The sequence below is a fragment of the Hymenobacter sediminicola genome (assembly GCF_014250515.1).
Classification (GTDB): domain Bacteria; phylum Bacteroidota; class Bacteroidia; order Cytophagales; family Hymenobacteraceae; genus Hymenobacter; species Hymenobacter sediminicola.
In genome coordinates this window covers 2,810,109-2,822,070 of the sequence record NZ_CP060202.1, presented here as the reverse complement: position 1 = coordinate 2,822,070, position 11,962 = coordinate 2,810,109, and the positions used below count along the sequence as shown (strand labels likewise).

Here is an 11,962-nt window from a genome sequence, read left to right as displayed (position 1 = left end):
GGTAGTTATCAGTCGTCAGTTGTTGGTTGTCAGTAGAGCGGGCTGATAAGACAACCATCTGACAACTGACAACTGATAACTGGCAACTATTAGGGCTGCAAAGCTAGGACTTTTCCGGCGGGTTTGTGCCGCGCTCCAGTTGCGTCAGGCGGCGCTCCAGCTCCGGCAGGTGCCGAAAAACGGCATTCGCCCGCAGACTGTCGCGCAGGCTGAAGGCCGGGGAGCCCTGCAGCAGAATACCTTCTTCCTTGATGGATTTGCCCACGCCCGACTGGGCTGTGACGGTGGTGCGGTTGGCCAAGGAAAGGTGCCCGGCAATGCCAGTCTGGCCAGCCAGCACGCAGAAGTCGCCAATCTTGGTGGAGCCTGAAATGCCCGTCTGAGCCGCTACTACTGTGTGTCGTCCAATCTCCACATTGTGGGCAATTTGAACGAGGTTGTCGATTTTGGAGCCTTCCCGGATAACGGTGGAGCCCATGGTGGCGCAGTCGATGGTGGCGTTGGCCCCAATGCTCACGTTGTCTTCCAGCACCACGTTACCGATCTGCGGAATAGTGCGGTAGGAACCATCAGGCTGCGGCGCAAACCCAAACCCGTCGGACCCAACAACGGCTCCAGCATGCACGGTGCAGCGGTTGCCGATTACGGTTTCAGCGTAGATTTTGGCCCCGGCGTACAAAATTGTGCCATCCCCAATTTTGCACCGGTCGCCGATGAAAACGTGCGGGAAAATCACCACGTCGTTGCCGATCTGGCAGTTCTCGCCGATGTAGGAAAACGCGCCACGGTAGTGGTTGTCGCCGATGGTAGAGCTGCTGGCTATGTAGGCCGGTTCCTCTACGCCGCGCTTGCCGGTGCGGGTGGCCTGCTGATAGAACTCGAGCAGGGTGGTGAAGCTCGTATACGGGTCGTCGACGCGAATAAGGGCCGTAGCAACGGGGTGCTTCAGCTCCAGCGTGCGGCTCACAATTACGGCTGAGGCACCCGTAGTATAGAGGTACGACTCGTATTTGAGGTTGGAAAGGAAGGAAAGGGCACCGGTTTGCGCCTCTTCGATTTTGGCCAGCCGGTCAATCCGCTGGCTTGCGTCGCCTTCTACTGCGCCGCGCAACACTTCTGCTATCTGGCCTACCGTAAATTCCATAGGGTGCAAAAGTAGTGAAGTTCAGTCGTCAGTTGTCAGGCGCTGGTACAGACCAGCCTTAGGTACTAGAGTTTCTGGCTGATAATCAGTGTCTAATAAAGACTTACAGGATTTCCTTGGGGTAGCAGATATAGTGCTTCTCCACGCGCTGGCCCAGCGCTTTGATATTGGGCAAATCGGAGGCCTCGGCTACGTTCACCACGCGGCCCCGCTTGGTTAGCACATCGATGGTGTCCTGGCCGTCGGCGTCGTAGGCGTTGTTGCTGATGCGGCCGGATATCATCAGTTGCGCCGCTTCCTGGTGCGTGAGGCCAAACCGCTCGGCAATCAGTTCCACAATACCCACCTGGAAATCATCATCGAAAGCCTCAGCCTGCAGCGTGATTTTGAACAGGCGCCGGTCGAGCAGGCTTTGGGCCAGGAAGTTAAGCACCTTGTCGGGGTGGTCGGCCCAGAGCTTCACGGCGCTCCACACGTCGGTGTCGTCGAGGCGGGTGAAGCGGCGCAGAATCTGGTCGTCTTGCTCGAACTCCTGCTGCGTGACGTTGCGCGAGAGAAAGAAGTGCAGGTTAGGCGAGGCCGGCACCTCCACGCCGGTGCGCACCAGGTCCCGGGCGCGCTGCATGATGCGAATCACCATCTGCTCGGCGCTGGTTACGGTTTTGTGCAGATAGACCTGCCAGTACATCAGGCGGCGACTCACCAGAAAATTCTCGATGCTGTATACCGCCTTTTCTTCCAGCACCAGCTTTTCATCTACCACAGTCAGCATCTTGATGAGACGGTCGGCGCCGGGGCGGCCTTCCTGCACGCCGGTATAGAACGAGTCACGGTTGAGGTAGTCGAGGCGGTCCATATCGAGCTGGCTGCTCACGAGCTGATGGAAGAACGGCCGGTGGTAGGTGCCTTTGAAGATGGCAATAGCCAGGTCCAGCGCACCGCCAAACTCCGCGTTCAGCTTCTGCATCAGATGCAGGCTGATTTCCTCGTGGTGCACATCATGAAAAATGCTGCGTTCCAGGGCGTGGGAGAGGGGGCCGTGGCCGATGTCGTGGAGCAGAATGGCGGCCTGGGCCGCCTCGCCCTCGCGGGCCGTAATAGCGACACCTTTATCCTTGAGCGTGCGCAGCGCCAACGACATCAGGTGCATGGCGCCTAGCGCGTGGTGGAAGCGGGTGTGCAGCGCGCCCGGATACACGAACATCGTGAGGCCCAGCTGCTGAATGCGCCGCAGCCGCTGGAAATAGGAATGCTCAATCAGGTCAAACAACAGCTCGGTAGGAATCGTGACGAAGCCATATACCGGGTCGTTGAATATTTTCTTTTTGTTCATATAGTGGTCCGCCAAGCACTGGCTTGGCGCATCATTAGATATTGTTTTGAGCTTGTTGCAGAAGCAGGAAACGTCCCGCCCGGCGGGTCCTGACCAGTGGCAGCCGGGAACCTAAACCAACTTTTTTCGGCTTCTTTACGGCGGAGTTACAGGCAAATATCTGTTTCCGGTAATTTTTTAGAACCAAAAACCAGGGATTGGGAGTAAAGCTACTTACGAAACTTCAGTTGCAACCTACTTGCGCGCTTCGGCTTCCTTTGTGAGCCGCAGAGCAGAGCGGGCAGCACCTGCAATAGCTCGTTTAATGAGGCACGGAGCAAATGCTTCGGCCATACCCAAGACCCTACTATGCAACAATACTCCATCCTCTGGGCCGACGACGAAATCGACCTGCTCAAGCCCCACATTCTGTTTCTCAAAGAGAAAGGCTACGACGTAACCGGCGTTAATTCCGGCGCCGACGCCATTGAGCAGGTGCAGGAGCAGAACTACGACATCGTGTTCCTGGATGAGAACATGCCTGGCCTGACCGGCCTCGAAACCCTCACCGAAATCAAGGCGGTAAAGCCCACGCTGCCCGTCATCATGATTACCAAGAGTGAGGAAGAGCACATCATGGAGGACGCCATCGGCTCCAAGATTGCCGACTACCTGATCAAGCCCGTGAACCCCAGCCAGATTCTGCTGGCCGTGAAAAAGGTGCTCGACAACAAGCGCCTCGTAAGCGAGAAAACCAACTCCGGCTATCAGCGCGACTTCCGCCAGCTGGGTATGCAGCTCTCCGACCGCCTCAGCCCCGCCGAGTGGGCCGATGTATACAAGAAGCTGGTGTACTGGGAGCTGGAAATCAACGAGACGGAAGGCAAGAGCATGGCCGAAGTCTTCAACATGCAGAAGGACGAAGCCAACACGTACTTCGGCCGCTTCATCACGGAGAACTACGAAGATTGGGTGAACGGCGACGACAAGGAAGCCCCGCTCATGTCGCACCAGTTGTTTCAGGAGCGTGTGTTTCCGCTCATGAAGCAGACCGGCGACACGCCTGTATACTTCCTGCTGATTGACAACCTGCGCTACGACCAGTGGAAGATTCTGGAGCCCATCATTGCCGAGCTGTTCACCGTGGACCAGGAGGAAATGTATTACTCCATTCTGCCCACTACCACGGCTTACGCGCGCAATGCCATCTTCTCGGGCATGATGCCCGGCGAGATTCAGAAGAAATACCCCAACCTGTGGGTGTGGGACGATGATGACGAGGGCAAAAACCTCAACGAGGCCGAGTTCATGGAAATCATGTTCCAGAAGGCCAACCAGAAGCAGAAGTTTAGCTACCACAAGGTGACCAACCTGCAGGCCGGCAAGGACCTGCTTGGCAAGATGTCCAACCTGCACAACAACTTCAAGCTGAACGCCATTGTCTACAACTTCGTGGACATGCTCTCGCACGCCCGCACCGACATGGCCATGATTCGGGAGCTAGCCGCCGATGAGTCGGCGTACCGCAGCATTACCCGCTCGTGGTTCCTGCACTCGCCACTGTATGAGATGCTGCAGGTGATTGCCGAGAAGAAGGGCAAGCTCATCATCACGACGGACCACGGCACCATCCGGGTGAAGCGCCCTTACAAGATTGTAGGTGACCGGAACACGAACACCAACCTGCGTTACAAGCACGGCAAAAATCTGGGCTTCGACGACAGCAAGGACGTGTACACGGTGCGCAAGCCGGAGCGTATTTTCCTGCCCCGCGAAAACGTAAGCACGGCCTATGTCTTCACCGTCGGCGACTACTTCTTCGCCTACCCCAACAACTACAACTACTACGTGAACTACTACAAGGACACGTTCCAGCACGGCGGCATCTCGCTGGAGGAATGTATCATTCCGTACATCACGCTCAGCCCGAAAGGGTAATTAAACAGACCTGAAATTGAAAAGGCCAACCCATTCGGGTTGGCCTTTTCAATTTCAGGTCTGTCCATTATTTATTATAACAAGGAGCGTTGAATGCGGCGAATCGTTTGATTCTTAGTGTCAGTTACATAGATAGTATTGCCGGAGGGATTAACAGCTACGCCAAACGGAAACTCGAACCGTGCGCTTTCTGTATTTCCATCCTGACTGCCCCAACTGAGTGCTTTGCCGACCAACGTGGTTACTATACCGGTAGGGGTGATTATCCGGATTATGGAGTTGACATTGTCCGCCACATACACAAGGCCCTGCGAATCGACCGCCACACCGTTTGGCCAGTCGAAGCGTGCTGATGGGCCTATGCCATCGGCGTGGCCATTTTTCCGTGCCGTTCCGGCGAGTGTGGTTACGGCGCCGTTTCGGCTAATCTTACGAATAGTATGGTTGCCGTTGTCTGCTACATAAAGGATTCCATCTGCAGTGACGGCTATACCCGAAGGATGATAGAAAAGGGCTGTGGCGCCTTTTCCATCAGCAGTTCCTTTCTTTCCTGACACACCTGCCAGCGTAGTTACAGTGCTTGTATTGCTAATCTGCCGGACGCTGTGGTTTTCTGTATCAGTTACATAGATAGTGCCGTCTGCACTTACAGTTATACCGTGCGGGTAGTTAAAGCTAGCTTTGGTGCCTACGCCATCTGAGCTGCCTTTTCTGCCTGCCGCGCCGGCCAGAGTCGTTACCACACCAGCCGGACTAATCTTGCGAATAGTGTGGTTTTCACTGTCTGTCACATACAAGTTGCCTTGAGAATCAAGTGCAATGCCCACCGGATGGTAAAATCGGGCTGCTTCTCCGCTACCATCAAGGCTGCCTTTGCTGCCTGCTGCGCCTGCCAGCGTAGTGACGGCGCCAGCAGGCGTAATGCGGCGAATAGTATGGTTTTCCGTGTCAGCTACATAAATCATTCCGTCAGGACCTACAGCTATACCCATCGGCCTTTTGAAACGAGCTGCCGGTCCATTTCCATCCATGCTGCCCGCCTGTTTGGGGGCACCTGCCAGCGTGAACACCTTGGTATGAGCACTGTCAGATGGCGCTGTATTGGGTAGGTCCTGAGCGTGAACAGATAGGGGAAGGCTTAGCATAAAGCCCAGCGCACAAATACTGCTGATTCTCATAGTCTGGATATAGGGTAATTGAGAGGTGGAAATATAGGTTTCAGTGTCCTACTGCCCCTCCCACACATTATCCGCCTTGTTCTTGTCCGGTACCCAGGTGCTGCCTAGCTCCACACGTTTCACGGCTTTGGTGGTGGCTAGTGGCACCGTGATGCTGGTGTTACCGGCCTGCCATACGGCTATGGTGCGGTGCAGCTTTTCGGTTTTGCCGTCGGTGTAGGTTACGGTCAGGTCAATCGGGACGGGCTTGGTGCCTTTGGCTTGCACGAGGATGTCGTGTCCGGTGGTGGTTTTCGTGACGCTGGCAATGGCCAGGTCGGGGTAGCCACCGTCGAAGAACCAGCGCTGCCAGAACCAGTTCAGGTTTTGGCCCGCGCCCGTGTTCATCGAATTGAAAAAGTCGTAGGGCATGGGGTGCTTGCCGTTCCAGTTGCGGATGTAGGTGTGCAGCGCTTTCGTAAACAGCTCATCACCGAGCAAATCCTTCACGTAGAGGTAGCCCAACGCGGGCTTGGGATAGGAGTTGAGGAAAAACGCCGTGCCCGTTTGCTGGGTGCTGAGCGTGGTGATAGGCACATCGAACTCCTGCGCCGAGCCTTTGGCGTAGGGCTCCACGCCATAGTCGTCCTCGAAACCGGGCTTGATGATGCCCGAAATAATCCACTCGCCGATGGTGGCCCAACCCTCGTCCATCCAGCCGTACTTGGTTTCGTTGGTGCCCATGTAAAACGGGAACATCGTATGAAACACTTCGTGGTCGGTGAGGGTAATGGCGTCGTTGCGGGTTTCCACAGGATTGTCGTTCACCATCATCGGGTACTCCATCTGGTCGAGGCCGTCGAACACAGTCTCGTGGGAGTAGGGGAAGGGCCACTTCGGAAACGTATAGCTCATGGCCTGCACCGTCTGGCGGTTGAATTGCACCACTTCCTCGAAATCCTTGTGCTTGGGATTGTACACCGCATCTACGCGGGTGCGGCGCTTGGTGGCGGGGTCTACCACAAGGCTGCTGGCCTGCCACACGTAGTGGTCGGTAGTGGCAAACACAAAGTCCGTCACGTTCTTCGCTTCGAATTTCCAGGTGTTTTCGGCGTTGGCAGCCGTAATGTCCTGGCGCTGCAGGTCGGCTTCACTGATGATGGTGGCAATGGCGTCTTTGCGGCCCGCGTCCTGGAGGCGCTTGGCGTATTTCTTGGTCAGAACCTGGTCGGTGTTCTGCAGGTCGCCGGTGGCCCACACCACAAAGTTGCGCGGCACCGTAATGGCCGCCCGAAACGTGCAGAAGTCATTGTAGAACTCCTGGGAGCCATTGTATGCAAACTCGTTCCAGCCGTCGATGTCATCATACACAGCCACACGGGGGAAGAAATAGGCCACGAAAGCCGCGTTGGGTTCTACCTCGCCGGTGCGCATGTGGGAGCCTTTGTTGAGCGTGTAGGAATACGCTACCCGCACCTTGATGGCGCGGCCCGAAGCCAGAGCTTTCGGCAGCCGCACGGGCATGTTGGTGGCCTGAATGCGCAGCTTGCTTACGTCCTGCGGCTGTCCGTCGAGGCTCAGGCTTTCTATCTGCACGCCCTCATTCACATCTTCCGGCGCAATGCGGCCGGCGCGGGGTGCGCCTTTCTGATAGAAGTTGGGGTAGAGCTTGAACTGCAGCTGCCGCAGCGAGTCGGGACTGAGGTTCTGGTAGCTGATATCTACGGTTCCCGCTACGCGCCGCGTGGTCGGGTCGAAGCGCACGACAATGTCGTATTCGGCGGTGTTCTGCCAGTACTTGGGGCCGGGCGCACCGGTTTCGGAGCGGGTGCCCTTGGCGTAGGTAGCCTGCAGGTTGAGCGGTACCGGCAGCTGCTGGGCCAGAACAGGCCATGCAGACAGCAGCGTCAGGGCCAGTAGGATAGAACGTTTCATGGAGGAAGAAGGTAGGCAACAAAAGTAACCATAGTCCCTGCCAGGCTGCATTCCAGCTATACAAACTGTTGCCTGACCTGCTCTACCCCGTTGCCAGCTACTTAGTTTACAGAAGATACGAAGCTGCAAACTGTCCGCACGAAGGCCGTGTTGTTCTCGTAGTAAAGCAGGTGGCTACCGGGAAGCACCACCGTTTGCTGCTGCGGAAACTGGAAAGACTTGTAATGCTGAACGCCTACGGCATAGTCCCGGGTGCCAGTAATAACAAGGGTCGGTACGTGTATCTGGGCCGTTAGCGCCGTGTAGTCCGCCACGTATTCAGGATAGGGGTTAACCAGCGTACTATCCAGCAAAGGCCGAATGACTTGTGTTCCGAAGTCAGGGGTGCGAGAATAACTGCCTTCCACGCTGTCCATGCGGGCGATGGTACTAATGCTGTCGGCCAGCAACCGGTAGGTCAGGCGCCGCTGACTAAGCTGCTGCCGCACCTCGTTCCAGGCATGCACCAAGCGTGGGCGGCTGGTAGTCGTAAGCACCGTATCTACGCCCAACAGGCGATAACCGGCAGTTGTCTGATCTTTGAAGAAGGCGTTGTTGAAGAAATGCAGGGTAGAATTTGCCAGAATCAGGCCGGCCACGCGCTGCGGATATTTGCGGGCGTAGTTCACGGCCAAGATACCCCCGAACGAGTGACTGAGCAGGTATATCTTCTGAGCACCAAGCTGCTGCCGGACTTCCTCTATGTCTTCCACTAGCCTGTCCAGGTGATAGTTCGCTGCATTCTGGGAGTGCCCCGACCCACGCTGGTCCATGTAAATCATCGTCAGGCACTGCTCCAGACGATTGCCGCCAAGCTGCTCAAACGATAAGTAGTCTTGGCCCGGGCCGCCGTGTACATACAGGCAGGGGTAGCCCTGGCCCGCTACCTTTACGGCTACCTTCACCTCGTCGCGGACGGTAATCATCTGCTCGGAAGGGGGGAGTTGCTGGTATGAATGTTCCGAACGACAGGCCGCCAACACCACGCCCAACCCAACAGCCGGTATCAGCCGCGGTAAAAAGGTCAGAATAGACATAAGCAGTACTCGAAAGGGCGCGCGTGGAGAGATAGGGAAAGTAGAAATAGGGTATGCCAGCTACTAGTCGGCAAGCACAAGGCAAAGTGGCGTTGCCCTTATACGCTCACCAATCTGGCAGTGGTCAGCTCCTGCTCACCATTCCAGCGGTAGGCTACCAGCTCCCCGCCTTTCGCTACGCTGTAGTCGAGGCAAAGGGCGTGCGGACCCAGTAGCTGCGGCGTGCCGCGCAGCCAATAGTGCCCGAAGAACACGGGCACCGTATCTTGGTAGTGCCAGATGTCGGTTAGCGCATCTACGTCAACGGGCTGAGAGTTCAGGGCCTCAATGGGCTCGAGGTAATACTGTTCATAGGTGCAGCCAGCCGGATTGCACCACCAGCGGGTGCGCATTTTGGTGCGTGGGTTGCCGTCCTTATCATGAAACTGCACGCCGTCGGGCAGTTCCACTTCCTTGCCCTTCAGGGTTTCCTCTACGGCCAGATACTCCGGGGTGCCGCGCGTGGCGCTGCGCAGCAGAAAGTCCGGGGTGAGGCGGGCATCGGGCAGTTGTTGGCGCAAGTAGGCAATGTGGCGTGGGTCCCAGCAGGCGTGCACCACGCGCAGGCCAGGCAGCTCCAGAAACAGTGGCAGCTTCTTAAACCATGCAATATGGTCCTGCCACTCGGCCCAGCCTTCCCGGCTCGAAAACTCTTCCAGGGTGCGCAAGTGCTGGAAAATATTGCGCGGAATATGCGGCCGCAGGTGCCCGCCGTGCGGATGCTGTTCGTGAAAGCAGATGGCGTTGTATTCGTGGTTGCCCATCACGGTCAGGGCCGCGCCGCTTTCCACCATGCCGCGCACCAGCCGTAGCGTTTCCCGAATTTGCGGGCCCCGGTCTATGAAATCACCAACGAAAATAACCTGCCGGCTGGAGTGGCGGTACACGCCGCCGTGCTGCTCCACGTAACCCAGCTTCGTAAGCAGCTGCCGCAGCTCTGTGGCATGGCCGTGAATGTCGCCGATGATGTCGTACATGCGGGAAACAGGATAAAAAGAAGCACAATCTACTCAGCTACCTGCTGAAAAAGACCTGCTCCCACAAAAACGAGTCGTTGAAACGATGGTCGTTCTTGCGGGAGCAGGTTTCTGGTAGAGTCAGCAGGAGCGCAACGGCCCTGGCAGGGCTTACTTCAGCCGGACCAGCGTGGCGCCGTAGCCAAACTTTTCCTTCTGCGAGTCCTCGAAGAACTTGATGTCCTTGTTGCGGCTGAGCAGCTTATGAATTTCCTTGCGGAGCGTACCGCTGCCCGAGCCGTGAATGAACACGATTTCGTGCATGTTGGTGGCCAGCGCGCGGCTCAGCGCATCCTCGAAGGCTTCGAGTTGTAGCTTCAGGATGGCCGTGTTGCTCAACTCCTCGCCGCCTTCCGGGCGCAGGGCTTCCAGGTGTAGGTCCAGCTCGTGGGGCGGGGGCGTAATGGCTTTGGCGGGTTCAGGAGCCGGGGCTACCGCAGCAGGTTTGGCAGGCGCGTTGCCAGTGAGCTGGGCCTGCAGCGTTTCGGCCAGCTTCTCGGGCGCAATAGCTACGGGCGCAGCCGGCTTCTCATCCAGCTGGAACAGATACGCCTCGCGGCCCAGCACGGGCGCTTCGCGGCGGCTGCTGTAGAAGCTGGCGGCCTTGAACTGGGTGCGCTTGGTGAGTAGCTCGTAAGCTGTGTCGCCATTCACTTGGTGGGGCAGCAGTTGCACCACTACGGCCGGCCACTGGTCGAAATCCTTGAGGTGCAGGTGAGCCAGCGCGCCGCTTACAGCCTTAGCCCCCAGCTTATCGGAGCGCAGGCCCCGGTAGCGGCCCTGGTTTTCCTCGCCGTAGGTATAGAGCACGTCCCGGTCGGTGTGGTTGATGATATGCACCGACAGCAGCTCCGGCGACTGATGGCTCAGGGCCAGGTAGAGGCCTTTGGCCGCAGGCTGAGGTACTGTGGCTTTGGGCGGCGCAGGCTGCTCGGGCGCACCGGCAGCAGCCTGTGCCGCTGGCTGGGCTACCGCCTGTTTGGCCGGCTTGTGCTTGCCGGCTTTGGCGCGGTGTGGCGACACGGGCGCCGGGCCCTGGCGCCCGAAAGCCTTATCTTCTTCGGCGGCAACCACCACCACTTCGCGGCGCAGCACCGGAATCGTAAAATCATTATCGATGGCTACTTCAACCAGCTCGTCGCTGAGCAAACGGGTAACAATGCCTTGTTCGCGGCCAGTTAACAGGCGCACTCGGTCTCCTATGTTCATAGTGGTAGCGGTATCAGGTCAGGTGTGGGAAAGCAACAAAGGTAACCGGGACTTAGCTCCGGCCTACGGTTATTTCCCTGCTTACGCCGCCCCTCCGCAAAACGCCGCTTCCATCGGAATCTGTCGGGTGCCGGTTGCTCAGTAATATAGCCCGTGCATTACGAAGCCGCGCCGTGGGTTCCATTCGAGGGCGGGGGCAGGTAAGTGGAATATGCTGGCCACATAGAACACGCGCCGTAGCAGCTTGCTGCGGGTCGGGATGCGGCGCAAGTCAACGTCCAGGCTCAAATAGTACTGACGATACGCGTGCAGGCCGGCAGCGGCGTTGGTGGCCGGGTCGTTGTAAAGCATCTGTTGGGCGCCGTAGCCCACGGCCGGCTGCAACCAGCGGGGCCAGCGCGAAGCAGCCGGTAGCCATGCGCCCACATCAGCGCAGAGCCAGTAGGTTTGCCCGTTGTAGTCTTTCAGGTGCTGCTCGGCAAGGCTACGGCCCAGCACGTTGGGCCGCATGGGAGCGTAGCGGGTAGTATGGAAGGAGTATTTGGGCATGATGCGCACCTCTCCCCAAGCCAGTTGCTGCCCAATAAGCCCCGCTGAACCCAGAAAATTGGCTGCCAGATCGGTGGCAGAAGCACCATAGGCTGGGTCGCGGCCATCAAGCAGCTCGATAGGGCTTTGGAGCAGAAACCCCACAAAACCACCGTACCAGAGGGCACGCCGCTCCGGCACGCCAGCCCAGCGCAGCATGGCCACGGCGCCCCGGCTCTGATGGAACGCGCCCCAGAAGTGCCCGGCCTTGTCCATTTGCTTCCACTCCGGCAAGTCGTTGAACCAATGCAGCGGCACCCGTTCGCCAGTGTACCAGCTCTTGCTAAGCCCGTACATCAATCCCGTATAGGTTACGGCCAGTCCGCCCGCCAGCAGTGGTAGCCGCCGGTTCAGGCGGCTGCTGTCCGGTGTGGTGCTGGTAGGGCCGAGCGAAGGCGCGCGCAGGGTTTGTATGGTGTCGGACCCTGCAACTATGCTTGGTTGTGCCAGAGCTGGTACCAGTGCCACGAGCAAGGCAGCACTCACCAGCCACCCGTTTCTGCGGCACCGCAAGCCAAACCAAGAAAGCAGGGAAAAGAATAGCATCG

9 protein-coding genes are annotated in these 11,962 nt (G+C 57.8%); 1 reads left to right on the top strand and 8 read right to left on the bottom strand.

Annotation, left to right across the window (positions count from 1 at the left end; translation table 11 throughout):
* Positions 1-103: 103 nt before the first annotated feature.
* Positions 104-1,144: a UDP-3-O-(3-hydroxymyristoyl)glucosamine N-acyltransferase gene (gene lpxD / locus H4317_RS12040; protein ID WP_185886844.1), complete on the bottom strand. Its 1,041-nt coding sequence runs from the start codon at positions 1,142-1,144 to the stop codon at positions 104-106.
* A gap of 103 nt (positions 1,145-1,247) precedes the next feature.
* A complete protein-coding gene (locus H4317_RS12035; protein ID WP_185886843.1) occupies positions 1,248-2,477 on the bottom strand; it encodes an HD domain-containing protein in 1,230 nt (409 codons plus the stop codon).
* Positions 2,478-2,825: 348 nt separating this feature from the next.
* Between H4317_RS12035 and porX the strand changes: the two genes are divergently transcribed.
* Positions 2,826-4,394 (top strand): T9SS response regulator signal transducer PorX, encoded by a 1,569-nt coding sequence (gene porX, locus H4317_RS12030; protein WP_185886842.1) that lies wholly within the window; start codon positions 2,826-2,828, stop codon positions 4,392-4,394.
* Between the two features lie 74 nt (positions 4,395-4,468).
* Here the strand turns inward: porX and H4317_RS12025 are convergent, their stop codons facing one another.
* The 6 genes from H4317_RS12025 to H4317_RS12000 all read right to left on the bottom strand — a co-directional run bounded on the left by H4317_RS12025 (position 4,469) and on the right by H4317_RS12000 (position 11,927).
* Positions 4,469-5,572, bottom strand: coding sequence for an NHL repeat-containing protein (locus H4317_RS12025; protein WP_185886841.1), 1,104 nt, complete (start codon positions 5,570-5,572; stop codon positions 4,469-4,471).
* A gap of 48 nt (positions 5,573-5,620) precedes the next feature.
* On the bottom strand, positions 5,621-7,486 hold the full coding sequence (locus tag H4317_RS12020) for a M1 family metallopeptidase (RefSeq protein ID WP_185886840.1): 1,866 nt from the start codon (positions 7,484-7,486) through the stop codon (positions 5,621-5,623).
* Positions 7,487-7,587: 101 nt separating this feature from the next.
* Complete coding sequence (locus tag H4317_RS12015) at positions 7,588-8,562, bottom strand: alpha/beta fold hydrolase (RefSeq protein ID WP_185886839.1); 975 nt, start codon at positions 8,560-8,562, stop codon at positions 7,588-7,590.
* A 98-nt stretch (positions 8,563-8,660) separates the two neighbouring features.
* A complete protein-coding gene (locus H4317_RS12010; RefSeq protein WP_185886838.1) occupies positions 8,661-9,578 on the bottom strand; it encodes a metallophosphoesterase in 918 nt (305 codons plus the stop codon).
* Between the two features lie 150 nt (positions 9,579-9,728).
* On the bottom strand, positions 9,729-10,826 hold the full coding sequence (locus H4317_RS12005) for a Smr/MutS family protein (RefSeq protein WP_185886837.1): 1,098 nt from the start codon (positions 10,824-10,826) through the stop codon (positions 9,729-9,731).
* Between the two features lie 138 nt (positions 10,827-10,964).
* Positions 10,965-11,927, bottom strand: coding sequence for a DUF2279 domain-containing protein (locus H4317_RS12000; protein ID WP_260625647.1), 963 nt, complete (start codon positions 11,925-11,927; stop codon positions 10,965-10,967).
* Positions 11,928-11,962: the final 35 nt, after the last annotated feature.

Coding starts and splice junctions, on each gene's coding strand:
- lpxD (WP_185886844.1), bottom strand. CDS start 1,144: ATGGAATTTACGGTAGGCCAGATAGCAGAAGTGTTGCGCGGCGCAGTA.
- H4317_RS12035 (WP_185886843.1), bottom strand. CDS start 2,477: ATGAACAAAAAGAAAATATTCAACGACCCGGTATATGGCTTCGTCACG.
- porX (WP_185886842.1), top strand. CDS start 2,826: ATGCAACAATACTCCATCCTCTGGGCCGACGACGAAATCGACCTGCTC.
- H4317_RS12025 (WP_185886841.1), bottom strand. CDS start 5,572: ATGAGAATCAGCAGTATTTGTGCGCTGGGCTTTATGCTAAGCCTTCCC.
- H4317_RS12020 (WP_185886840.1), bottom strand. CDS start 7,486: ATGAAACGTTCTATCCTACTGGCCCTGACGCTGCTGTCTGCATGGCCT.
- H4317_RS12015 (WP_185886839.1), bottom strand. CDS start 8,562: ATGTCTATTCTGACCTTTTTACCGCGGCTGATACCGGCTGTTGGGTTG.
- H4317_RS12010 (WP_185886838.1), bottom strand. CDS start 9,578: ATGTACGACATCATCGGCGACATTCACGGCCATGCCACAGAGCTGCGG.
- H4317_RS12005 (WP_185886837.1), bottom strand. CDS start 10,826: ATGAACATAGGAGACCGAGTGCGCCTGTTAACTGGCCGCGAACAAGGC.